Consider the following 22783-nt stretch of genomic DNA (forward strand, 5'->3'; position numbering starts at 1 on the left):
CGATAGGGGTGAGGCGTGGGTGGGGGACGGGTGGATGGATCGGGCGGGTGTTCGGGACGGGACCGCGGACCGCGGCCTCACTTGAGGCCGGTGTTCGCGACCCCCTGGATGACGTACTTCTGGGCGAACAGGTAGATGGCGAGCATCGGGAGGATGCTCACGACGGAGCCGGCCATGACGATGTCCCACTGGGTCGTGTACTGGCCCTGCAGGCCCGCGAGGGCGACCGGCAGCGTCTGCAGCTCGGGCGAGCGCAGCACGACGAGCGGCCACAGGAAGCTGTTCCAGCTCCCCATGAACGCGAACACCGCGAGCGTCGCGAGCGCCGGCCGGATGTTGGGCAGGATCACGGTCCAGAAGATCCGGAAGTGACCGGCGCCGTCGAGCGCGGCGGCCTCGTCGAGCTCGAACGGCACCTGGTTCATCGCCTGGCGGAGGAGGAACACCCCGAACGCGGCGGCGAGCGTCGGCAGCAGGGCGCCGAGGTAGGTGTCGACGAGGCCCCACGCTCGCAGCTCGGCGAAGAGCGGCACGACGAGCACCTGCAGCGGGATCATCATCGTCGCGAGGTAGATGCCGAAGACGACCGTGCGCCCGCGGAACGGCAGCCGGCTGAACGCGTAGGCCGCGGTCGCGCTCGTGAAGAGCTGCGCGAGCGTCGTGATCGTCGCGAGCAGCAGGCTGTTGCCGACGACCCGCGCGAACGGCAGGTCGGCGAACAGCCGCTGGTACGCCTCGAGGCTCGCGTCGGCGGGGATCAGCGACGGCGTCGAGCTCAAGCCGCTGCCGGGGGTCAACGAGGTGACGACCGTCCAGTAGAACGGGAAGAACATCGCCAGCGCGCCGAGGACCATCACGACGTGCAGCACCACGCTGCGGGCGAGCGCCGCGCGCGCGGCGTCGGTGCGACGACGGATGCCTCCGGTCCGAGCCGTCGTCGGCGCGAGCGTCGTCTCAGCCATAGTTCACCCACTTGCGCTGGCCGCGGATCTGGATGACCGTCACGGCGAGGATCACGACGAACAGGAGCCACGAGAGCGCGGACGCCTCACCGGCCTTGCCGTACCGGAAGGTCAGGTCGTAGATCTGCTGCACGACGACCTGCGTCGCACCGCCCGGGCCGCCGCCGGTCATCGCGTAGACCTGGTCGAAGACCTGGAACCCGTTGATGAGCGAGATGACGATCACGAAGAAGGTGGCGGGCGAGAGCAGGGGGAGCGTCACCGAGAACAGGCGGCGCCACCAGCCGGCGCCGTCGACGCGGGCGGCGTCGAGCAGCTCGGGGTCGATCGCCTGGAGTCCCGCGAGGAGGATCACCATGACGAAGCCGAGGTCCTTCCACGCCGAGGCGAGGATGATCGACGGCATCGCCCAGGCCGGGTCGGTCCACCAGCCGGGTCCATCGATGCCGAACCAGGCGAGCACCGTGTTGACCACGCCGTTCGACGGGTTGAGCAGCCACCGCCAGACGAGCGCGACGACGATCCAGCTCGTGATGACGGGGAGGAAGTACACGCCGCGGAGCACCGTCCGGCCGCGCAGCGCGGTGTTCAGCGCGAGCGCGATCGCGAGCCCGCCGACGTAGACGAGCGGCAGGTAGCCGACGATGTAGTACAGCGTGTGCAGGAACACGTCGGCCGTCTCGGGGTCGGTCAGCAGGTTCGCGTAGTTCTCGAAGCCGACCCACTCCGCGGGTGCGAGCAGGTTCCACTCGGTGAGGCTGATCCACGCGGCGGCGACCATCGGGCCGAGGACGAAGAGCAGCAGCGGGACGGCGCTCGGCAGGAGGAAGGCGAGCACGGTGAGCGCGTACCGGACGCGACGCGAGCGCCGGGTGGAGGTGCGCGGCCCGCGGGTGCGCGATCCCGTCGATCGGGCCTCGGCGCCGACCTCGGCGGCGGCCTCGCCGATGAGCGCGGTCATCGGCGCACCGCCTGGCCGACGAGTCGTTCGCGGATGAGTCGTCCCTGGTCGCCGGCCGATCCGGCCGCGTCGAACGGCATCGCGAGCACGAGCGCGGCCGCGCCCTGCGCCCAGCTCTCGTCCTGCCAGGTCTCGATCTCGACGGGGAGGCTGCGGCGGTGGCGCAGGAGGTGCGACCGGAACGCGGGCTCGAAGCCGGGCGACCAGTGGCGCCAGCCGGCGGTGCCCTCGCCGAGGACGACGACGAAGGCCGGATCGACGGCGTGCACGACGCCGGCGAGCGTCCGGCCGAGCAGCCCGCCGGCCGCGCGGTAGATCGCGATCGCCCCCGGCTCGCCCGCGTCGGCGGCGGCGAGCAGGTCGTCGATGCCGCCGTCGGGCGCGATCACGCCGCGTTCGCGCGCGTCGCGGACCAGGGCGCCTTCGCCGATGTGCGCCTCGAGGCATCCGTCGTTGCCGCAGCCGCAACGCGGGCCGTCGTCGGCGACCGGGGTGTGGCCGATCTCGCCCGCTCCCCCGGAGGCCCCGCGGAGCACGTTGCCGTCGACGACGATGCCGGCGCCCACGCCGGTGCCGATCGTGACGACGAGGAAGTTGTCGTGCGAGCGCCCGAGGCCGAACAGGCGCTCGGCCACCGCGAGCGCGTTCACGTTGTTCTCGACGACGACGGGCAGGCCGGTCGCGCGACGCAGGGCGTCGCCGAGCTCGACCCCGGTCCAGCCGAGCTGGGCCGAGTCGACGACGCCGTTGCCCAGCCGGTCGACGCTGCCCGGCACCCCGACGCCGAGGCCGAGCACCGTGGTCCCGTCGCCGGCGGCGATGAAGTCGCGGATCCGCTCGATGAGCTCGGCGATGAAGGTGCTCGCGGTCGCGTCGAACGGCTCGCTCGCCGAGCGGACCACTCGCCCGTCGACGCCGACCTCGACGAACGCGACATGGTCGGCGACGACCTTGACGCCGATCGCGTGGCCCGCGGAGGTCGCGAGGCCGAGCATCCGCGCCGGGCGTCCGCCGTTCGAGGGCGCCTGCTCCAGCTCGACGAGCAGTCCGTCGGCGAGCAGTTCCTTCACGAGCTGGGTGATGAGCGCGGGCGAGAGCGCCAGCACCCGGGCGAGCTCGGCACGCGAGGCGGGGCCGTCGGCGCCGAGCCGGGCGAGGATCGCCGAGCGGTTGACGTCGGTTCGGTTGCTGGTGTGGATCGCCATCGATGCCTCTGTGTCCGTGGAGCAGGTCGTCCTGCGGGGTCGAGAGTTAATTTAGAACTAAACAAAGTCGGAAAGCAAGCCCTGATTTCCTCCGCGCACGACGAAGCGCCCCGCACCGGTCCCTCGGTGCGAGGCGCTTCGCGATCTGACGGCCGCGCTCAGCGACCTCGGCGTGCGATCAGGATGCCGCCGCCGTGGCGTACGTCGACTGGGCGACGGAGCCGTAGTACGGCCCGAACATGACATTCGGGATGTTGTTGTAGCCGAAGCTGTTCACCGAGTTCTGCGAGCCGTTGCCGAGGAACCACGGGCCGCCCGACGAGCCGCCGGTCATGTCGCACGGGATGCCCTGCGACTGCGTCTGGCCGTACGGGTCGGCGGTCGCCGTGCCCGCGCACGACTTCAGCGTCTGCCCGTTGAACGGCGCCGCCGCCGGGTACCCGAACGCCTCGTACGAGAGGCCGCGAGCCTGGTTGAACGAGATCGCGGTGCCGCCGACGGTGGCCTGCAGGGTCTTGCCGGCGACCTGCCCGACCGTGGCGAAGGCCGTGTCGTACGTGATGTCGCCGCCCTTGGTCCACTGCTGCGGCGCGGCGAGCTTCGCCGCCACCCACTGGCCGTACGGCGCGGCGCCGTTCTCGTAGGCCGGCACGAACGTCCAGTTCGTCGCGTACTTGCCCTTGCCGCCGTGCACGCAGTGCGCCGCCGTCGCGACGACGCTGCCGTTCGCCGAGCTCACCGAGTTGCCCGAGCACACGTAGTTGCGCCCGTTCAGCGTGAAGAACACCTTGCCGATGTTCGGCACCGGCGACTCGTTCGCCGCCATCGGCGTGATCTCCGGCGTCGGAGCCGGAGCCGGCTTGCCGTACGTGACGGGCGCACCGGCGGCGACGTCTGCGGCCGGCGTCGAGGCCGACCTGCCGGCGAGCAGCACGTCGGCCGGAGCGGCGGAGCGCATGCGCTCGGCCGTCCAGTAGCCGGCGGCGGCCGCCCGTTCGGCGGCGGGGACGACCCGCTGGTCGACGCCCTGCGGAACCGCGGGCGGCGCGGCCGACGCGGCGGTCGGCGCGGCGAGCAGCCCGCAGGCGACGAGGGCGGCGCCGGCGAGTGCCGCGCGCAAGGAGGTGAGCTTCATGGACGAGCCCTTTCTGAGCAGGCGGCGGCGGTCCCCCCAGAGGTCGCCGCGCCGCAGATGTGCGAATGCGGGAGAGCGTGGCACACGTCCCCCGTTCGGGGGGAGAGCCGGAGGCATCCTTCGCGGAAATCGAGAACCGGCGCGAGGAAACCGGAAAAGGCTCCCCGCAGGCTTCGCTCGCGAGGTAGGTTCATCGTTTGGCCGCGGGGCGCCTGCGGAGCCGGCCGGCTGCCTTCCCGAGCAGGCCCTCGCTCAGGTGAGCAGCGGCATCCGTTCAGCCGGCTCACACGCGCGCATATGCGAGGATGTATCGTCCAGCTCGGACGCTTCACCACACCTCCCGAGGAGCCATCGCTCGCATGTGCGGCATCGTCGGCATCGTCTCCACCGAGCCCGTCAACCAGCAGATCTACGACAGCCTCCTCCTCCTGCAGCACCGCGGGCAGGACTCGACGGGCATCGCGACGGCCGACGGCCCCGTGTTCCACATCAACAAGGCGCGCGGGCAGGTGCGCGAGGCGTTCCGCACGCGCGACATGCGCTCGCTGCTCGGCAACATCGGCCTCGGCCACGTGCGCTACACGACCAAGGGCGCGGCCGAGCGCGAGGAGGAGGCGCAGCCGTTCTACGTGAACGCGCCGTACGGCATCGTCCTCGTGCACAACGGCAACCTCACGAACACGCGCGAGCTCTCGGAGGACCTGTTCCGGATCGACCGCCGGCACGTCAACTCGACGAGCGACACCGAGATGCTCCTCAACGTGCTCGCGACCGAGCTGCAGGGGCAGATCACGGGCCTCGACCTCGACCCCGACCAGGTATTCCAGGCCGTGTCGCACGTGCACGAGCGCGTCGAGGGCTCGTACGCCGTCATCGCGATGATCGCCGGCTACGGCCTGCTCGCGTTCCGCGACCCGTTCGGCATCCGGCCGCTCATCCTCGGCAAGCGCACGACGGAGGCCGGCAAGGACGAGTGGATCGTGGCCTCCGAGTCGCTCGTGCTCGAGAACGGCGACTACGAGATCGTGCGCGACGTCGAGCCCGGCGAGGCCGTGTTCATCACGCTCGACGGCCAGATGATCTCGCGCCAGTGCGCCGCGAACCCGCGCCTCGTGCCGTGCTCGTTCGAGTACGTCTACCTCGCGCGCCCCGACTCGATCATGAACGGCATCTCGGTCTACGAGGCGCGCCTGCGGATGGGCGACCGTCTCGCGAACACGATCGCGACCCACATGGACCACGGCGACATCGACGTCGTCATGCCGATCCCCGACTCCTCGCGCCCGGCCGCGATGCAGGTCGCGCAGAAGCTCGGCATCGAGTACCGCGAGGGCTTCTACAAGAACCGCTACGTCGGCCGCACGTTCATCATGCCCGGGCAGGCCGCGCGCAAGCGCTCGGTGCGGCAGAAGCTCAACGCGATGGGCACCGAGTTCAGGGGCAAGAACGTGCTCATCGTCGACGACTCGATCGTGCGCGGCACGACCTCGAAGCAGATCGTCGAGATGGCCCGCGCCGCGGGCGCGAACAAGGTCACGTTCACCTCGGCCGCGCCGCCCGTTCGGTTCCCGCACGTCTACGGCATCAACATGCCGAGCCGCGCCGAGCTCGTCGCCCACGACCGGAAGATCCCCGAGATCGCCCGCGAGCTCGGCGCCGACCACATGATCTACCAGGAGGTCGAGGACCTCCAGGCCGCGATCACCGAGGGCACGTCTATCGATCGCCTCGACCTGTCGTGCTTCACGGGCGAGTACGTGACCGGCACGGTCACGCCCGAGTACCTCGAGTGGGTCGAGCGCACGCAGCTCAGCTGAGGCGGAGTCCGTCGTCGATTCGGATGGCGCCGCTGCGCGTGAGCCGCTCGACCACGGTCTGCTCGCCCGAGAAGATCGATCCGCCGCTTCGCACGACTTCGCGGACGAGGTCGGCGGCGTCCGTCGGACTCGCTCGCACGTACGCGATCCACCACGGCGGCGCATCGGTCTCATCGGCGTGCGCTGCGCCCCAGTCGGCGGCTGCAAGCAGCAACGGGATCAGGTCGAGGCCCGCCTCGGTGAGTCGGTACTCCTGCTTGCGGCGATCGCTCTCGAGCGGCCGGCGGGTCAGCACGCCGGCCCCGACCAGCCGGTCGAGCCGTTCCGCGAGGATGTTGCGCGCGATGCCCTCCGCGCTGGAGTGGAATTCCCCGAACGTCCGCTTGCCGAAGTAGACGATGTCGCGCACGACGAGCAGCGACCAGGGGTCGCCCACGAGTTCGAGGGTGAAGTTGATGGGGCAGAGCGATCGTCGTGCCTGCGAGTGTTTCATCGGCTCCCTCTTGACGTCGCCACGCTTCAAGCGTAGCTTCACATTGGTTGCATTTCAAAACCGATATTCCGAGGAGTGTCATGACGACGTTCGATGTGCATGTCGTCCGCGAATTCGATGCCCCGGTCGAGAGGGTGTGGCGGGCATGGACCGAGCCGGAGGACCTTCGCGCCTGGTGGGGCCCGCAGGGATTCACCGGCACGCGCGCGGAGGCCGACGTACGGGCGGGGGGCCGCATCCTCGTGACCATGCGCGCGCCCGACGAATGGGGTGGATTCGAGCAGCACTCGAGGTGGGACATCACCGAGGCGTCCGCTCCGCACCGCCTCCGCTACGTCTTCCGCTTCGCCGATGCGGAAGGCCGTGCGATCACCCCGGCCGACGCCGGGATCCCCGCCGGCGTCCCGGAGTCGAGCGAGCACGAAGTGGTGATCACCGAGCTCGCCGACCGTCGCGCGCGGCTCGAGATGACCGAGCACGGGTATGCCACCGCTGAGGCTCGGGACCTGTCGCGAACCGGCCTGGAGCAGTGCCTCGACAAGATGGCTGCCCTCGTCGCCGACGGCGGCGCCGACCCCGCGACCCGGCAGTCGGCTTCGCGCTCCGCGTGACAGGTCGAGCGCACGCAGCTCAGCTGAGGCCGAGCGCCGGCGCTCACAGCGCGTCCTCGGCGGACCCTGCCACGCTGACGGCATGGGCGAGCATGTCGAGTACCTCGGGGTCTACGACGCCGACGGCGGCGTCCGCGGCGAGCTCGCCTACCTCGTCGGGCACCTCCTGGGCACCGCGGAATGCGCGCTCTGCGACATCACGCACACCTGGCGGCGCAAGCCCGAGTGGGACGGCATGGTGCGCCGCCTCGGGGTTCCGTTCGTCCTCCGGCATCGCGACGAGGTGACGGATGCCGCGGCATCCGCCGTGGTCGAGGCGACGGGCCTGCCGGTCGTGCTCGGGCGCGACGCGGACGGTGCGTGGCATCCGCTGCTCGGACGCGTCGACCTCGAGCGCGCGGAGGGTCGCGTCGCGGAGTTCGAGCGGCTGCTGCTCGCCGCCCGCGCGGATCAGGACTCGGGGTCGCCGTCGGCGTAGTGCGTCGACTCGTGCTCGGCGACGGCCGTGCCCCGGCGCCTGGACAGCACCCGGTCGATCACGAGGGCGGCCACGCCGCCGAGGGCGAGCCCGCCCGCCGCGCACCACAGCAGCAGGAACCCGAACACCTGCCCGCGGTCGAACTGGTCGTTCTCGGGGAACGCGAACGTGAGGATCAGCGCGACGAGCACGCCGAGCGCGGCGCCGAGCACCAGGAAGCTGCCATACCTCGGCGACCGCCGCACCGTCACGGCGTCGTTCGTCACGTCGGTCTCGAGGTGCTCGCCCGTCTCGGGGTCGACGTCCATGCGCTCGACCTTGGGGCGGGTGCCGTCACCTGTGGCGTCATCGCCGGGCGCGTCCCGTTCGAGGGGCGCCACGGATGCCTCGGGCGTCGCCGCGGCCTCGGGGCCCACGGATGCCTCGGGGCCGGCGGGTGCCTCGGGCTCGGCGGGCTCGGCGGGCTCTGGACGGTTCGCATCGCTCACCCGTCCATTCTCCCGCACGCTCAGGCGAGGCGCGCGGCGTCGATCACGGGCACGACGCCGTCGAGGTCGGCGCGCTGCCCGGACGCGTGCACCCGGCCCGCCGCGCGGACGTCGGCCCACGCGAGCGAGCCGGTGGCGAGTCCGAGCCAGGTCGCGGCATCCGTCTCGACGACGTTCGGCGGCGTGCCGCGTGTGTGCCGCGGTCCCTCGATGCACTGCACCGCCCCGAAGGGCGGCACGCGCACCTCGACCGTCCCGCCGGGTGCGCGCTCGGCGAGCAGCTGCAGGGTGTAGCGCACCGCGAGCGCGAGCGTGCTCCGGTCGACGGATGTCGCGGCATCCGCTCGCACGACCGAGGCGACGGCGTCGCGCCCCTCGACGTCTCCGATCCGGCGTGGCATCCTCCCATCCTCCCGCACCGCGCGGCGCTCGCGGTCGCGGTCACGGACCCGGATCGGGAGGAGGGGGTCCGGTAGCCTGAGCGGGTGAGAATCCTCGTCCTCGGTTCGGGCGCGCGCGAGCACGCCATCATCCTCGCCCTGCTCGACGAGGAGGCCGCCCACGAGCTCGTGGCGGCGCCCGGCAACGCGGGGATCGCGGCATCCCCCACCTCGTCGGCGCGCGGCAGCGTCGAGACCATCGCGCTCGACCCGACCGATCCCGTCATCGTCGCGGACTACGCGATGGACAACGACATCGAGCTCGTCGTCATCGGCCCCGAGGCTCCGCTCGTCGCCGGCGTCGCGGACGCGTTGCGCACTCGCGGGATCGCCGTGTTCGGTCCCGGCAGGGCCGCCGCCGCGCTCGAGGGGTCGAAGACGTTCGCCAAGCGCGTCATGGAGTCGGCCGGCGTGCCGACCGGCCGCGCCAGCCTCGTCGACTCGCTCCCGAAGGTGACCGAGGTGCTCGACGAGTTCGGCGCCCCGTACGTCGTGAAGGCCGACGGCCTCGCCGCCGGCAAGGGCGTGCTCGTCACCGACGATCGCTCGGCTGCCCTGGCGCACGCCGCGCACTACCTGCAGCAGGGCCCGGTGCTCATCGAGGAGTTCCTCGACGGCCAGGAGGTCTCGCTCTTCCTGCTCTCCGACGGCACGAACGTGCTGCCGCTCTCGCCCGCGCAGGACTACAAGCGGCTCCGCGACGGTGACGAGGGCCCGAACACCGGCGGCATGGGCGCCTACTCGCCGCTGCCGTGGCTCGACGAGCGCTTCGGCGGCGAGGAGGCCTTCGTCGACGAGGTCATCGATACCATCGCGCTCCCGACCGTGAAGCAGCTCGCCGAGGAGCAGACGCCGTTCATCGGCCTGCTCTACGCGGGGCTGATCCTGACGAGCCGCGGCATCCGCGTGATCGAGTTCAACGCGCGCTTCGGCGACCCCGAGACGCAGGTCGTGCTGCCTCGGCTCGCGACGCCGCTCTCCGGGTTGCTGTACGCGGCCGCCACCGGCGGGCTCGGCGAGCTGCCGCGCCCGGAGTTCCGCACCGACGCGGCCGTCACGGTCGTGCTCGCGAGCGAGGGCTACCCCGAGTCGCCAGAGACCGGGCGCCGGATCGACGGACTGGACGCCGCGGCATCCGTGCCGGGGGTGCACCTCGCGCACGCGGCCACCGCGGTCGGCTCGACCGACGACGACGCGGAGCCGCACCTCATCGCGACCGGCGGCCGCGTGCTCAACGTCGTCGCGCTGGGCGACGACTTCGCCGAGGCGCGCCGCCGGGCGTACGAGGCGATCGGGCAGCTCCGCCTCGACGGCGGGCAGTACCGCACCGACATCGCCGCGCGGGTCGCGGACTGAGCAGGCGCGCACCCGGGCGGGCGGCGGCATCCGCGACGCGAAGGAGACGGACATGACCCACGTGAACGACCTCACCGGCTGGACCCTCGTCTACTCGGGCAAGGTGCGCGACCTGTACGTGCCCACCGCCCTGATGACCGACGACGACACCTGGACCGGCGACCCCCTGAAGCTGTCGCCCGTCGTGCTCGTCGTCGCGAGCGACCGCGTGAGCGCGTTCGACGAGGTCCTCGAGCCCGAGATCCCGGGCAAGGGCGCGCTCCTCACCTCGCTCACGCGCTGGTGGTTCGACCGGCTGCCCGAGGTGCCGAACCACCTCGCGTATGCCGAGGACGATCGCTACCACGACCTGCCGGAGATCCCGGCCGGCGTCACCGACCGCGCGATGCTCTGCCGGACGCTCGACATGTTCCCGATCGAGTGCGTCGTGCGCGGCTACCTCACCGGGAGCGGCTACACGGAGTACGTCGCGACGGGCGGGATCGGCGGGCTACGGCTCCCCGAGGGGCTACAGGACGGCGACCGGCTCCCCGAGCCCGTCTACACGCCCGCGTGGAAGGCCCCGCTGGGCCAGCACGACGAGAACATCTCGTACGAGCGCACGGTCGAGCTCGTCGGCGAGACCGTCGCCGAGCAGCTGCGCGCGATCTCGCTCTCGGTCTTCCAGCACGCCTCCGAGGTCGCCGAGGAGCGCGGCCTCATCCTCGCCGACACGAAGTTCGAGTTCGGCGCCGACCGGGAGCTCGGCATCGTGACGCTCGCCGACGAGGTGCTGACGAGCGACTCGAGTCGCTACTGGGACCTCGAGGCGTACCTGACCGGCGCGACGCCGGAGATCCGCATGGCGAGCTTCGACAAGCAGATCGTGCGCGACTGGCTCGCGGCGAACTGGGACCGGTCCGCGCAGGCAGTGCCGCCGACCCTGCCGTCGGAGATCGTCGAGCAGACGGCCGAGCGCTATCGGGCACTCGTGGAGCGGCTGACGCTCGGGCTCTAGGCCGGATCGGTGGACGGTCCGGCGCGGCGGGAATAGCCGCCGGGAGGACGTGGTTGAAATGGTTGTGCCTACAACTGATTCGGGCGCCGCATCCGGCGCCGCTCCCGACCGCCTCGCCGCCGACACCGCGATGGGCCCGGTGACCCTCCGCGTCGCCGACCTCGACGCCATGATCCGGTACTACCGCGACGGCGTCACCCTCGAGCTCCTGAGCCACGACGGCCCCGTCGCCGTCCTCGGCCGCAGCGGCGTGCCCGCCGTCATCCTCCAGCACGCGCCCGAACTGAAGCACGCGTCGCCCCGCAGTGCGGGGCTGTTCCACACCGCCATCCTGTTCGACACCCGCGAGGCGCTCGCGACCGCGCTCCTCTCGGTCGCGTCGAAGCACCCGGGAACCTTCACGGGCAGCGCCGACCACCTCGTGAGCGAGGCGTTCTACTTCGACGACCTCGAGGGCAACGGCGTCGAGCTCTACTTCGACCGCGACCGGTCGACGTGGAGCTGGACGCACGGCACGGTCGAGATGGCCACGATCTTCCTCGACCCCAACGGCTACCTCCGCGAGCACCTGACCGAGCGTGGGGCGAATGCCGCGGCCGCGGGCACCGGGCTCGGCAGCGCCGGCGTCGGGCACGTCCACCTGTCGGTGGGCGACGTCGCGAGCGCGCGCGAGTTCTACGTCGACCGCCTGGGCTTCGACCAGACCGCGACCTACGGCGACCAGGCGCTCTTCGTCAGCGCCGGCGGCTACCACCACCACATGGCGATGAACACGTGGAAGAGCCTCGGCGCCGGGCGCCGGCAGCTCGCGCTCGGCCTCGGCAAGGTCGAGATCCTGGTGCCGACGGCCGACGACCTCGGCGAACTGGGCGAGCGGATGGCGCACTTCCGCCTTCCGGCGCGTGACGACGGACGCACGGTGACGTTCGACGACCCGTGGGCGAACGTCGTCGAGGTGCGCTCGGCGGAGTAGCGCCCGACTACCTCAGTCCTCGGGGCGCTTCCGGTGCGACATGTCGTGGAACTCGCCGAAGTCGAGCGCGGCGCCCGGCAGCTCGCGCGCGTCGGGCCGCGCGCGCAGCCCGTCGAGGACGACGGCCAGCTGGCGCCGCCAGAACGGCAGGTAGGTTCCGCCGTACTGGCCGAGCGAACCGAGCATGTCGACGAGCACGCTGATGTCGACCGACGTGACGTCGGGACGCAGCGCCCCCTCGGCCTGGGCGCGCGCCACGATGCCGTCGGCGACCGCCTGCAGCTCCGTGCCGGGGCGGTGGTCGGGATCGAGCTCGGCCACGCGGCGCATGACGGCCGGCAGGTAGGGGCGCTCGATGAGCCAGGCCGACAGGGTCTCGAGCCAGATCTCGATCGCGTGCCATCCGCTCTCGGCCTCGACGATCTTCGCCGTGAAGGCGCGGAGGTCGTCGACCCCCGTGTCGTAGAGCTCGCGGATCAGGGCGTCGCGGGTCGGGAAGTGACGGTACACCGTGCCGGCGCCGACCTCGGCGCGGCTGGCGAGCTCGTCGAGGGGGGCTTCGATGCCGCGCTCGGCGAACAGTCGCCTCGCCTCGACGAGCAGGCGCTCATGGTTGCGTCGGGCATCCCGACGCGACGACACGGTCGTGGTCACGACTCCAGCGTACGCCCGCGAAACCGGTCGGCGTCGGGACCGAAGTCATCATGACGCGGTCGCTGTCCGGATCGGATAGTATTCGGAGCGTCGACTCCGCTTCCCTAGAGCGGGAGACGCGCGCCCACTCGGGGGAGGGGCGTTCGGTGCGGCGGGTCGGGGTGGGTTCCGCTCTGGGGGAGCCCGCCGCACCCACTTCACCGGGCGACGGCCGGCCGGCTGCCCGGAACCCGTCCGGTTGCTACTCGAGCGTCTCGAGGTGCACGTCGACCGGTTCGCCCGGCTCGATGCCCTCGGCGTCGCGCACGGCGCGCTTGAGCGGGAGCGCGTAGCGCTCCTTGCCGGGGAAGATCGAGGTGCGCCACGTCGTGCCGCCGATCGTCGCCGCCACCCGCACCGACCCGAAGCCGCGCGGCATGCGCGGACGGTCCCTGATCTCGTCGGAGAGCTCCTCGGGCACGTCGACGAAGAACCACGAGTCGGCGGCGCGTTCCTCCCACCGGTAGACCACCGCCGTGAACCGGTACTCCTCGCGCATGCGACCGACCCTACGACAGGCCTCCGACGGCGATCACGGCACCGAGCCACCCGTCCGGGCGCCCGGACGGATGCCAGCTCGACGCCCCTGACGAACGACCGGGCCCGGTGGCTAGGCTGGCCGCGTGGCAGCACCGAACGACGACCGAGCGGTCGAGGCGGACGAACCAGGCGTCGAGGCGAACACCAGGCGCATCGAGGCATCCGTCGTCACCGACTTCAGCGACCGCATGAGCTACGGGGGCTACCTCGACCTCGACACGCTGCTCGCCGCGCAGCGGCCGATCTCGCGGCCCGAGCACCACGACGAGCTGCTGTTCATCATCCAGCACCAGACCACGGAGCTGTGGCTGAAGCTCGTGCTGCACGAGCTCGAGTCCGCGTGCGAGTTCATGCGCGCCGACGACCTCGCCCCCGCACTGAAGTGCATCGCGCGCGTGAAGCACATCCAGAAGACGCTCACCGAGCAGTGGTCGGTGCTCGCGACGCTCACGCCGAGCGAGTACGCGCAGTTCCGCGGCGTGCTCGGCAACGCGTCGGGGTTCCAGTCGTACCAGTACCGCGCGGTCGAGTTCACGCTGGGCAACAAGAACGCCAGGATGCTGCAGGTCTTCGAGGCGGACCCCGCGGCGAGCGCGGTCGTGCGCCGCGCCCTCGAGGCGCCGAGCCTCTACGACGAGTTCCTGCGGCTGCTCGCCCGCGCGGGCTACGACATCCCCGCCGAGGTGCTCGAGCGGGACGTCACGAAGGCCTGGACGTTCCACGCCGACCTCGTGCCGGTGTTCGCGGCGATCTACGCCGACCCCGAGCACAACTGGGCCGCCTACGAGACCTGCGAGGAGCTCGTCGACCTCGAGGACAACTTCCAGCTCTGGCGGTTCCGGCACCTGAAGACCGTCGAGCGCATCATCGGGTCGAAGACCGGCACCGGCGGGTCGAGCGGTGCGCCGTTCCTCAGGCGTGCGCTGGAGCTCACCTTCTTCCCCGAGCTGTACGCGGTCCGCACCGAGATCCCCGGGTGACCGAGATGACGGATGCCGCGCACTCCCCCGATCCGCTCGGCCCGCTCGAGCCGCTCGGCCCGCTCGCGCGGCGCGTGCGCCGCTCCCTGAACGGCGACCACCCCGGCGAGACCGGGGTCATGCTGCCGCCCCTCATCGACCACCACGTGCACCTGCAGCTGGCCGACGCCGCGCCGGCGGTCGCCCACGGCATCGCCGCGGTCGTCGACCTCGGCGCCGACCCCGGGGCGATCGCCACGATCGCCCGGGCCGACGGGCTGCCGCACGTGCGCTACGCGGGCGCGTTCCTCACCGCACGCGGCGGGTACCCGGCGGGTCGTCCGTGGGCGCCGGCCGGGAGCGTGCGCGAGCTCGACGCCGTCTCCGGAGAGGCGGACGACGTGCGCGAACGCCGGCACCACGCCCTGAGCGGGCCCGTCGAGGCCGCGGTCGACGAGCAGCGGCGGTTCGGGGCCTCCGTCGTCAAGGTGGCCCTGAACTCGGCCGCGGGCCCGGTCTTCGACCGGGCGACGCTCGATGCGATCGTCGGCGCCGCCCGCGCGACCGGGCTGCCCGTCGCGGTGCACGCCGAGGGCGCCGGGATGGCGGAGCTCGCGATCGACGCGGGCGCCGACGTGCTCGTGCACGCGCCCTTCACCGAACGGCTCGACGACGACGTGGTCGCACGCGCCGCGGCCGCGGGCCAGGCGTGGATCTCGACGCTCGCGATCCACGTGCGCGACGACGCATCCGTTGCCGAGACCGCGATCGACAACCTGCGCCGCTTCCACGCCGCCGGCGGGCGCGTGCTCTACGGCACCGACGCCGGCAACGGCGAGCTCGACCCGGGCGTGAACCACGTCGAGGTCGCCGCCCTCGTGCGCGCGGGGCTCGCGGCATCCGCCGTCGTCGCCGCCCTCGCCGACCCGTGGCCCGAGCGGACGACCGGCTGGGCCGACGCGGGCGTCGCGACCTTCGTCCCCGACCCCGCACCGGCCGACGACGACCTCGTCGACCCCGACGCCGTCGCACGATGGCTCGCCACCGCGCGCCTCGTGCCGACCGAGGAACTGGAGCCCCGCTGACCATGGACTCGCTGCTCGCCTACGCTCGACGCCAGGACCGCGCCGACGGCCTCGCGCACCTGCGCAAGCGCTTCGTCGGCGCCGACACCGACCTCGTCTACTTCGACGGCAACTCGCTCGGCCGCCCGCCGGTCTCGGCGATCGAGCGCGTCGAGCGGTTCATGCGCGAGGAATGGGGCGGGCGCCTCATCCGCGGCTGGGACGAGTCGTGGCTCCAGCTGCCGTACGAGATCGGCGACCGCATCGGCCGCGCCGTGATCGAGGCCAAAGCCGGGCAGACCGTGATCGGCGACTCGACGACGGTGCTCCTCTACAAGCTCGCGCGCGCCGCCGTCGACGCGCAGATCGCGCGCGACCCGCAGCGCCGCGAGATCGTCGTCGACCGTGACAACTTCCCCACCGACCGGTACGTGCTCGAGGGCATCGCCGCCGAGACCGGATGCCGCCTGCGCTGGATCGACGTGGACCTCGAGCGCGGCGTCACGCCCGAGCAGCTCGCCGAGGTCGCCGGCCCGCACACCGCGCTCGTCGTGATCAACCACGTCTCGTACCGCTCGGCGTACCTCGCCGACGCCCCCGAGCTCACGCGCATCACGCACGACGCCGGCGCGCTGATCCTCTGGGACCTCTGCCATTCGGCGGGATCGGTGCCCGTGCACGCCGACCGGTGGGAGTTCGACCTCGCCGTCGGGTGCACGTACAAGTACCTCAACGGCGGCCCGGGCTCGCCCGCGTTCGCGTACGTGCGCGACGACCTGCAGCAGGTGCTCCGGCAGCCGATCCAGGGATGGTTCGGCACGGCCGACCTGTTCGCCATGGGCCCCGAGTACGTGCCCGCGTCGGGCATCCGCCGGTTCGTCAGCGGCACGTCGCCGATCAGCGCGATGATCGCGATGCAGGAGACCCTCGCGATGATCGAGGATGTCGGCATGGCGGCGATCCGCGCCAAGTCGGTCGCGCTGACCGCGTACGCGATCGAACTCGCCGACGAGTGGCTCGCACCGCTCGGCGTGACCGTCGGGTCGCCGCGCGACGCCGAGGAGCGCGGCGGGCACGTGATCCTCCAGCACGACGCCATGCGCGAGGTCACCGCCCGACTGTGGCAGCGCGACGTGATCCCCGACTACCGCGACGTCGGCGGCCTGCGGGTCGGCCTCGCGCCGCTGTCGACGAGCTTCGAGGAGGTCCACCGCGGCCTCGAGGCCACGCGCGAGGTGCTGCGAGAGGTGCTCGCGGAGCGCGCGGGACTCGGATAGCCGGGCCGATTCCGGCCCGCTCGCGCGAGTAGCACGCGACGGATTCCCCGGCAATCCCTCGCCGCGTTCACCTGACCGGAACACGTCGCGCGTAGCATGGCCGCACACGTGACACCGATGGAAGGGATGTTCCATGACGGATGCGACGGACAAGAAGATCGACGACCTCGACGAGCAGGTCGAGGAGGCCGTCGAGAACGCGATGGCCGCGGCGGATGCGGCGGCCGACGAGGCGGGAGATCGTCTCGACGACCTCGCCGACGCGGCGAGTGACGCGATCGGCAAGGCGACGGCGGCGGCGTCCGACGCCGCAGCACAGGCGAAGGCCGCGGCATCCGATGCCGCAGCACAGGCGAAGGCGCTCGCGGCCGACGCCATGGACGACGCCGGCGAGTTCATCGACGACACGACGGACTGGATTCAGGAGAAGTACCGCGAGAACCCCGCGCTCGTGCTGGGTGTCGCGGCGGCCGTCGGCGCGGTGCTGCTCGTCGGCGTCGGCGCGATCATCCGCGCGATCACGCGCGACTGATCCGGGATCCCCGACCGCGCGGGGCGTCGCGCGGTCGGGGCGCTGGATCGGAACGGGCGGGCGACGAACCGCGCCCCGGCGGCGGATAGAATCGACGCATCCACCCCCTCGACACCGAACGGAGAACCGCGGTGCCCACCATCGTCGTCGAAGTGATGCCCAAGGCCGAACTGCTCGACCCGCAGGGGAAGGCCGTCGTCGGCGCGCTCTCCCGCACCGGTCACGGCTCGATCAGCGGGGTCCGCGTGGGCAAGCGCTTCGAACTGACCGTCGACGGTCCCGTCGACGAGGACCTCCGGGCCGAGGTGGCCGCGCTCGCCGAGAACGTGCTGTCGAACTCGGTCATCGAGGACGTCGTGGGCATCCACTACGAGCAGTCCAACGCCGAGGCGGCGGCCGAGGCCGCCGAGCACCACGACGGCTACGACGCCCCCGCGGGCGAGACCCACTGAGCCCGGGGAGCCAGCCCATGCGCATCGGCGTCATCACGTTCCCCGGCTCGCTCGACGACCGCGACGCGCAGCGCGCGGTGCGCCTCGCCGGCGGCGAGCCCGTCGCGCTCTGGCACGGCTCGCACGACCTCGAGGGCGTTGACGCCCTCATCCTCCCGGGCGGATTCAGCTACGGCGACTACCTGCGCTGCGGCGCCATCGCCTCGCTCAGCCCGATCATGTCCGAGGTCGTCGACGCCGCGAACGCGGGGATGCCGGTCCTCGGCATCTGCAACGGGTTCCAGATGCTCGCCGAGGCGCACCTGCTCGAGGGCGGCCTGATCCGCAACGACCACGGCTCGTTCATCTGCCGCGACCAGGTCCTGCGCGTCGAGAACGCGTCGACCGCGTGGACGAGCGAGTTCGAGGCGGGCCAGGAGATCATCATCCCGCTGAAGAACGGCGAGGGCGGGTTCATCGCGTCCGAGGAGACGCTCGACCGCCTCGAGGGCGAGGGCCGCGTGGCCTTCCGCTACGTGGGCGTGAACCCGAACGGGTCGCTGCGCGACATCGCCGGCATCACGAACGCCGCCGGCAACGTCGTCGGCCTCATGCCGCACCCCGAGCACGCGGTCGAGCCGGGCTTCGGCCCCGACACCGCCGCCGCGATGCGGTCGGGCGTCGACGGGCTGGGCTTCTTCACGAGCGTCATCCGCCGCACCCTCGTCGAGGCGTAGCCCGCAGCTCACCACGCCTCGTCAAGGCCCCTCCCCGCGCGGCACCCCTCCCGTAGGCTGGCGCGCGGGAGGTGCCGATGCCGACATCCGACGGAACCCGCCGCTGGTGGGCCACGCTCTCCGAGTCGATCTCGTCCCGGATCTGGCCGCTGCCGGTGGCCGCGATCGTCGCCGCGGTCATCGCGGGCATCCTCCTCCCGATCCTCGACGCCGCGGTCGACGAGCACCTCCCCGGCTGGCTCGGGGCGATCCTCTTCAGCGGCGGGACCGACGCCGCGCGAGCCGTGCTCACGACCATCGCCGGATCGCTGATCACCGCGACCTCGCTGACGTTCTCCCTCACCGTCGTCGCACTGCAGCTCGCGAGCAACCAGGCCTCGCCGCGCCTGCTGCGCACCTTCGCCTCCGACCGGATGGTGCACGTCACGCTCGCGGTGTTCCTCGGCACGTTCGCCTACGCGCTCACGGTGCTGCGCACGGTGAGCGACACCGGCGACCTCGTGCCGCGGATCGCGGTGACCGTCGCGTTCGCGCTCACCCTCGCGAGCGTGGTCATGCTCGTGCTCTTCCTGGCCCACCTCGCGAGCCGACTGCGCGTCGAGACGATGCTGCGCGACGTGCACCGCGAGACGACGCGGACGATCGCCCTCGTCGGCGCCGACGACCGGCCCACGGCGGCGGCGCCCGAGCGGCCCGCCGACTCCCGGCCCGTGCTCGCCCGCCGATCGGGCTTCGTGACCGGGATCGATCGCGACGCGCTGGTCGAGGCCGCACGCGACCACGGCGCGGTCGTCCGCGAGCTCCGCCAGGTCGGCGCGAGCGTCATCGAGGGCACGCCCGTCGCGGAGTGGTGGCCGGAACGCGACGGAGGGGCGGGGTCGGATGTCGCCGGCGAGCACGGCACGCGCGCCGATCGAGCGGCCCTCGAGGCCGCCGTCGTCGACGCGTACCACGTCGGCTACGAGCGGACCTCGCCTCAGGACATCGGCTTCGGACTGCGACAGCTCGCCGACATCGCGGCCAAGGCGCTCTCGCCGGGGGTGAACGACCCGACGACGGCCGTGCACGCGCTGAGCCACATCGCGGCCGTCCTGAGCGACCTCGCGGACCTGCCCGAGGCGCCGTCGGCCTACGCGGACGAGGACGGCGCGGCACGCGTCATCCCGGTCCGCCACGAGTTCGCGGAGCTCGTCGAGGTCGGCGTGCAGCAGGTGCGCCGGTACGGCGCCTCGGACCCCGACGTCGCCTCCCGGCTGTTCGAGCTGATCGACGACGTCGGCCGCCACGCCACCCGGGCGGAGCACCGGCGCGTGCTCGAGGGCCAGCTCGATCGCCTCGTGGCGAGCGTCGCCGCCGCGGACTACGACCCGCACGAGCGCGCCGGGTTCGCGCGCCTCGAGGGTCGCGCCCGCGACGTGCTCGCTCAGGCGGACGCGACGTCGGTGTAGCGACCGGGATCGCCGACCGGTGCTCCGGTGTACGAGCCGGGGGCGCCGGCGACGGCGTCGCTCGCATACAGGCCGGGCACGGCCGGCTCCGCAATCGGCACGTACTGACCGCCGAGCGGGTGGGGCGCGGTCGCGGGCGCCGGTACGTCCGGTGCCGCGGCCGCCGCCGCGGTCGGGCGCTCGGCCCGGTCGACGTAGGCTTGGAGTGATCCGTGGTTCATCGTTCGTCCTTCAACGGGGTTCGTGGACCTGGGTCCTGCGATGCCGGGGCTGCCACCCCGGCATCGCGCTTCTCCGGGCGTGCGGGTCGCACGACCGGTCCGGCCGGCGCTCGAGCCGCGCTGCCACGCGACCCGGACGCCTGCCGATGCTCGGTGCCGCCGGCTCAGGCGGCAGCCTCCTCGGCGGTCTCGGGCTCGTCGGCCTCGGGCTGCTGCGGCGCGTCCGCGTTCACGCCGGCCGCGTACGCCTCGCGCAGCGAGGCGCCGAGCCCGGCGTCGACGTTCGTCCAGTACTGGAAGAAGCGCTCGCGGATCGCCTCGACCGTGATCGCGTTCGCCTGGCCCGAGAGGGTCTCGAGCAGGCGCGCCTTGGCCTCGGCCGAGTAGACGTCGCGGTAGAGCGTGCCGGCCTGGCCGAAGTCGGAGTCGTCGGCGCGCAGGGTGTAGGCCGTGCGGACGAGCGACCCGTCGGCCTCCCAGCCGCCCTCGCCCGCGGCATCCGCCGACGCCACCGGGCCGCCGACCGAGTTCGGCGCGTAGACCGGCGCGCTCGGCGCGTTGAAGTGGTATCGCGCGGCGCCGTCCTGCGAGTAGTTGTGCACGGATGCCGCGTGCGGCGCGTTCACCGGCAGCTGGTTGTAGTTCGTGCCGACGCGGTAGCGCTGCGCGTCGGGGTAGCTGAACACGCGGGCCATGAGCATCTTGTCGGGGCTGATCGCGATGCCCGGCACCGTGTTCGCCGGCGAGAAGGCCGCCTGCTCGATCTCGGCGAAGAAGTTCTGCGGGTTGCGGTCGAGCGTGAGCGTGCCGACCGGGATCAGCGGGTAGTCGGCGTGCGGCCACACCTTGGTGAGGTCGAACGGGTTGAAGCGGTAGGTCTTGGCGTCCTCGTAGGGCATGACCTGCACGAAGAGGTCCCACTTCGGGTGGTCGCCGCGCTCGATCGCCTCGTACAGGTCGCGGCGGTAGAAGTCGGCGTCGGCGCCCGCGATCGCCTCGGCGGTCTCGGCGTCGAGGTGCAGGTCGCCCTGCTGCGAGCGGAAGTGGTACTTCACCCAGAATCGCTCGCCCTCGGCGTTGATCCACTGGTACGTGTGCGAGCCGTAGCCCTGCATCTCGCGCCACGACTTCGGCAGGCCGCGGTCGCCCATGAGGTAGGTGACCTGGTGCGCCGATTCGGGCGAGAGCGTCCAGAAGTCCCACTGCATGTCGGCGTCGCGCAGGCCCGAGCCCGGCAGGCGCTTCTGCGAGTGGATGAAGTCGGGGAACTTCGCGCCGTCGCGGATGAAGAACACCGGGGTGTTGTTGCCGACGATGTCGTAGTTGCCCTCGGTCGTGTAGAACTTCAGCGAGAAGCCGCGCACGTCGCGCCACGTGTCGGGCGAGCCCTGCTCACCGGCGACCGACGAGAAGCGCAGGAGCGTCTCCGACTCGGTGCCGGGCTGGAACACCGCGGCCCGCGTGTACGCCGAGACGTCGTGGGTCGCCTCGAAGCGGCCGAACGCGCCGCCGCCCTTGGCGTGGACGATGCGCTCCGGGATGCGCTCGCGGTTGAACTGGGCGAGCTTCTCGACGAGGTACCGGTCGTGCAGCACCGTGGCGCCGTCGGCGCCGACCGTGAGCGAGTGCGCGTCGCTGGCGACCGGCGTGCCGGTCTGGGTGGTCGTCACGGGCGGGGTCGTAGGGTTCGACATGTCGTCCTTCTCTTCTCGGTGGGTGGATGCCGCGGCGCGGCGGAGCACGGCGTGCGGGCACGACGAGCACCGCCCCGGTCGGGCGGTCGGCGCGCGAGCGCGCCTGGGCGAGCGGATGCCTCCGGGCTAGCCGGCGAGCTCCCGCTGGCAGTCGGCGCAGAGGCCCCAGAAGGTGACCTCGGCGGTGTGGATGGCGAAGCCGGCGGAGTCGGACGGTGCGAGGCAGGGCGGCTCGCCCACCACGCAGTCGACGTCGGCGACGGCGTGGCACCTCGTGCAGACGACGTGGTGGTGGTTGTCGCCGGTGCGGCTCTCGTAGAGCGCGGGCGACTCGGCGGGCTCGATGCGGCGCAGCAGCCCGGCGTCGGTGAGCGCGCCGAGCACGTTGTAGATCGACTGCAACGAGGTGCCGGGCAGCGTGCCGGTGACGCGGGCGAGCACGGCGTCGGCGTCGAGGTGCCCGTGGCCGCTGACGGCGTCGAGCACGGCGAGGCGCGGCGCCGTCACCTTGAGGCCCGCGGCGCGAAGGCGCCCTGCGGCGTCGTCGCGGTGGGTCTCGGTGTCCATGCGTCAAACGTAGCAGTTGTTTTGAGTGATTCAAAACAACTCCGCCGACGCGGCCGGGTTTCGCGGCGCGCGCCGGGCTGCGCCAAAGCCCGCGCATAGCCTCGCGGCGGAGCATCCGTACTGGACCGGTGCGCCCGCACCGAGCCGGACCACGCTCGAAGGACCGATCATGACCTCCCAGACCACCACCACGGATGCGGCCGACCCGACGACGTCGCCGGACGCTCCCGCCACCGCTGCGACCGAGCCGCTGCCGCCGGCATCGCAGACGCCGCCCGCAGCGCAGACGCCGCCCCTCTTCCATCCGGCCTCGCCGGCCGAGCCCGCGGCGGGCGCGCCGCCCGCGCACGACGGGCCGGCCGCCGTCGTCGAGCCCACGCCGTGGTACCGCCGTGTCTGGGTGGTCGTCGTCGGCGCCCTCGTCGCGGCGCTCGTGTTCTTCGGCGCGGGCTTCGTCGCCGGCAACGCCGCCGCACTCTTCAACGGCGTCGTCGGCGTCCAGACCGGCGTCCCCGCTGGCCCGGGCTTCGGTGGCGACCGGGACGGCGACGGCTTCGCCCCGGGCGGCGGGCGCCCCGGCTTCGGCGAACCCGGCGAGCGTCCCGGATTCGAGGACCAGGACGGAGACGGCGACGCCGAGACAGGCTCGGCCCAGGCCTTCTGACCCACTCCCCAGTCCGTCCGGCCCACTCCCCGGGCATGGC

Annotated in this window: 26 protein-coding genes; 14 read left to right on the forward strand and 12 right to left on the reverse strand. The window is 72.3% G+C overall.

All coding sequences use genetic code 11. The features are described 5' to 3' along the window. Nucleotides 1–77: 77 nt before the first annotated feature. The 4 genes from GLX25_RS10325 to GLX25_RS10340 all read right to left on the reverse strand — a co-directional run bounded on the left by GLX25_RS10325 (nt 78) and on the right by GLX25_RS10340 (nt 4263). Nucleotides 78–962, reverse strand: a complete 885-nt coding sequence (locus GLX25_RS10325; RefSeq protein ID WP_155842414.1) for a carbohydrate ABC transporter permease — start codon at nt 960–962, stop codon at nt 78–80. Further along, nucleotides 955–1923 carry a carbohydrate ABC transporter permease gene (locus GLX25_RS10330; protein WP_155842415.1) on the reverse strand — a complete coding sequence of 323 codons (969 nt, stop codon included), beginning with the start codon at nt 1921–1923 and terminating at the stop codon, nt 955–957. The genes GLX25_RS10325 and GLX25_RS10330 overlap by 8 nt, the downstream gene beginning before the upstream one ends. Further along, a complete protein-coding gene (locus GLX25_RS10335; protein ID WP_155842416.1) occupies nt 1920–3128 on the reverse strand; it encodes an ROK family transcriptional regulator in 1209 nt (402 codons plus the stop codon). The genes GLX25_RS10330 and GLX25_RS10335 overlap by 4 nt, the downstream gene beginning before the upstream one ends. 178 nt (nt 3129–3306) lie before the next feature. Continuing rightward, entirely contained in the window at nt 3307–4263 is a 957-nt protein-coding gene (locus GLX25_RS10340) for a trypsin-like serine peptidase (protein ID WP_155842417.1), read from the reverse strand. Between the two features lie 359 nt (nt 4264–4622). On the opposite strand from GLX25_RS10340, the gene purF reads away from it, so the two are divergent. Then, a complete protein-coding gene (gene purF / locus GLX25_RS10345; RefSeq protein WP_155842418.1) occupies nt 4623–6080 on the forward strand; it encodes an amidophosphoribosyltransferase in 1458 nt (485 codons plus the stop codon). On the opposite strand, the gene GLX25_RS10350 is transcribed toward purF, so the two are convergent. Beyond that, on the reverse strand, nt 6073–6573 hold the full coding sequence (locus GLX25_RS10350) for a winged helix-turn-helix transcriptional regulator (RefSeq protein ID WP_155842419.1): 501 nt from the start codon (nt 6571–6573) through the stop codon (nt 6073–6075). The two genes, purF and GLX25_RS10350, sit on opposite strands and share 8 nt — an antisense overlap. A gap of 80 nt (nt 6574–6653) precedes the next feature. On the opposite strand from GLX25_RS10350, the gene GLX25_RS10355 reads away from it, so the two are divergent. Both GLX25_RS10355 and GLX25_RS10360 read left to right on the forward strand, forming a co-directional pair. Beyond that, nucleotides 6654–7184: an SRPBCC family protein gene (locus GLX25_RS10355; RefSeq protein WP_155842420.1), complete on the forward strand. Its 531-nt coding sequence runs from the start codon at nt 6654–6656 to the stop codon at nt 7182–7184. A gap of 82 nt (nt 7185–7266) precedes the next feature. Next, nucleotides 7267–7662, forward strand: a complete 396-nt coding sequence (locus GLX25_RS10360; RefSeq protein WP_155842421.1) for a hypothetical protein — start codon at nt 7267–7269, stop codon at nt 7660–7662. On the opposite strand, the gene GLX25_RS18530 is transcribed toward GLX25_RS10360, so the two are convergent. Both GLX25_RS18530 and GLX25_RS10370 read right to left on the reverse strand, forming a co-directional pair. Then, on the reverse strand, nt 7635–8150 hold the full coding sequence (locus GLX25_RS18530; protein ID WP_205719869.1) for an MFS transporter: 516 nt from the start codon (nt 8148–8150) through the stop codon (nt 7635–7637). The two genes, GLX25_RS10360 and GLX25_RS18530, sit on opposite strands and share 28 nt — an antisense overlap. A gap of 20 nt (nt 8151–8170) precedes the next feature. Then, a complete protein-coding gene (locus tag GLX25_RS10370; RefSeq protein ID WP_155842422.1) occupies nt 8171–8551 on the reverse strand; it encodes a sterol carrier family protein in 381 nt (126 codons plus the stop codon). 84 nt (nt 8552–8635) lie between these two features. Between GLX25_RS10370 and purD the strand changes: the two genes are divergently transcribed. Genes purD through GLX25_RS10385 form a run of 3 tightly spaced genes read left to right on the forward strand, consistent with a single transcriptional unit; the run spans nt 8636 to nt 11916 of the window. After that, on the forward strand, nt 8636–9946 hold the full coding sequence (purD, locus tag GLX25_RS10375; protein ID WP_166548702.1) for a phosphoribosylamine--glycine ligase: 1311 nt from the start codon (nt 8636–8638) through the stop codon (nt 9944–9946). Nucleotides 9947–9998: 52 nt separating this feature from the next. Next, the gene (locus tag GLX25_RS10380; RefSeq protein WP_155842423.1) at nt 9999–10943 is read left to right on the forward strand and encodes a phosphoribosylaminoimidazolesuccinocarboxamide synthase; all 945 of its coding nucleotides are present in this window, start codon (nt 9999–10001) and stop codon (nt 10941–10943) included. A gap of 58 nt (nt 10944–11001) precedes the next feature. Next, entirely contained in the window at nt 11002–11916 is a 915-nt protein-coding gene (locus tag GLX25_RS10385) for a VOC family protein (RefSeq protein WP_271192579.1), read from the forward strand. 12 nt (nt 11917–11928) lie between these two features. On the opposite strand, the gene GLX25_RS10390 is transcribed toward GLX25_RS10385, so the two are convergent. Together GLX25_RS10390 and GLX25_RS10395 are read right to left on the reverse strand one after the other, a co-directional pair. Beyond that, the gene (locus tag GLX25_RS10390) at nt 11929–12570 is read right to left on the reverse strand and encodes a TetR/AcrR family transcriptional regulator (RefSeq protein ID WP_155842424.1); all 642 of its coding nucleotides are present in this window, start codon (nt 12568–12570) and stop codon (nt 11929–11931) included. Between the two features lie 241 nt (nt 12571–12811). Further along, nucleotides 12812–13108 (reverse strand): DUF1905 domain-containing protein, encoded by a 297-nt coding sequence (locus tag GLX25_RS10395; RefSeq protein WP_155842425.1) that lies wholly within the window; start codon nt 13106–13108, stop codon nt 12812–12814. A gap of 124 nt (nt 13109–13232) precedes the next feature. On the opposite strand from GLX25_RS10395, the gene kynA reads away from it, so the two are divergent. The 7 genes from kynA (at nt 13233) to GLX25_RS10430 (ending at nt 19597) form a co-directional block, all read left to right on the forward strand. Then, nucleotides 13233–14129 carry a tryptophan 2,3-dioxygenase gene (gene kynA / locus GLX25_RS10400; protein WP_166548703.1) on the forward strand — a complete coding sequence of 299 codons (897 nt, stop codon included), beginning with the start codon at nt 13233–13235 and terminating at the stop codon, nt 14127–14129. Nucleotides 14130–14134: 5 nt separating this feature from the next. Beyond that, complete coding sequence (locus GLX25_RS10405) at nt 14135–15193, forward strand: amidohydrolase family protein (protein WP_155842444.1); 1059 nt, start codon at nt 14135–14137, stop codon at nt 15191–15193. A gap of 2 nt (nt 15194–15195) precedes the next feature. Beyond that, entirely contained in the window at nt 15196–16449 is a 1254-nt protein-coding gene (locus GLX25_RS10410; protein WP_205719870.1) for a kynureninase, read from the forward strand. Nucleotides 16450–16582: 133 nt separating this feature from the next. Beyond that, on the forward strand, nt 16583–16981 hold the full coding sequence (locus GLX25_RS10415; protein ID WP_155842427.1) for a hypothetical protein: 399 nt from the start codon (nt 16583–16585) through the stop codon (nt 16979–16981). A 131-nt stretch (nt 16982–17112) separates the two neighbouring features. Beyond that, complete coding sequence (gene purS, locus GLX25_RS10420) at nt 17113–17433, forward strand: phosphoribosylformylglycinamidine synthase subunit PurS (RefSeq protein ID WP_271192580.1); 321 nt, start codon at nt 17113–17115, stop codon at nt 17431–17433. Between the two features lie 17 nt (nt 17434–17450). Then, nucleotides 17451–18149 carry a phosphoribosylformylglycinamidine synthase subunit PurQ gene (gene purQ / locus GLX25_RS10425; protein WP_155842428.1) on the forward strand — a complete coding sequence of 233 codons (699 nt, stop codon included), beginning with the start codon at nt 17451–17453 and terminating at the stop codon, nt 18147–18149. Between the two features lie 77 nt (nt 18150–18226). Continuing rightward, nucleotides 18227–19597 carry a DUF2254 domain-containing protein gene (locus tag GLX25_RS10430; RefSeq protein ID WP_155842429.1) on the forward strand — a complete coding sequence of 457 codons (1371 nt, stop codon included), beginning with the start codon at nt 18227–18229 and terminating at the stop codon, nt 19595–19597. Here the strand turns inward: GLX25_RS10430 and GLX25_RS10435 are convergent. The 3 genes from GLX25_RS10435 to GLX25_RS10445 all read right to left on the reverse strand — a co-directional run bounded on the left by GLX25_RS10435 (nt 19573) and on the right by GLX25_RS10445 (nt 22079). Then, the gene (locus GLX25_RS10435) at nt 19573–19818 is read right to left on the reverse strand and encodes a hypothetical protein (RefSeq protein WP_155842430.1); all 246 of its coding nucleotides are present in this window, start codon (nt 19816–19818) and stop codon (nt 19573–19575) included. The two genes, GLX25_RS10430 and GLX25_RS10435, sit on opposite strands and share 25 nt — an antisense overlap. A gap of 164 nt (nt 19819–19982) precedes the next feature. Beyond that, nucleotides 19983–21512 carry a catalase gene (locus GLX25_RS10440; protein ID WP_155842431.1) on the reverse strand — a complete coding sequence of 510 codons (1530 nt, stop codon included), beginning with the start codon at nt 21510–21512 and terminating at the stop codon, nt 19983–19985. A 126-nt stretch (nt 21513–21638) separates the two neighbouring features. Beyond that, nucleotides 21639–22079 (reverse strand): Fur family transcriptional regulator, encoded by a 441-nt coding sequence (locus GLX25_RS10445; protein WP_155842432.1) that lies wholly within the window; start codon nt 22077–22079, stop codon nt 21639–21641. Between the two features lie 169 nt (nt 22080–22248). Here GLX25_RS10445 and GLX25_RS10450 point away from each other — a divergent pair, with 169 nt between their 5' ends. Beyond that, nucleotides 22249–22743: a hypothetical protein gene (locus GLX25_RS10450; protein WP_155842433.1), complete on the forward strand. Its 495-nt coding sequence runs from the start codon at nt 22249–22251 to the stop codon at nt 22741–22743. Nucleotides 22744–22783: the final 40 nt, after the last annotated feature.

The sequence above is a fragment of the Agromyces luteolus genome, from assembly GCF_009729855.1.
Lineage (GTDB): Bacteria > Actinomycetota > Actinomycetes > Actinomycetales > Microbacteriaceae > Agromyces > Agromyces luteolus.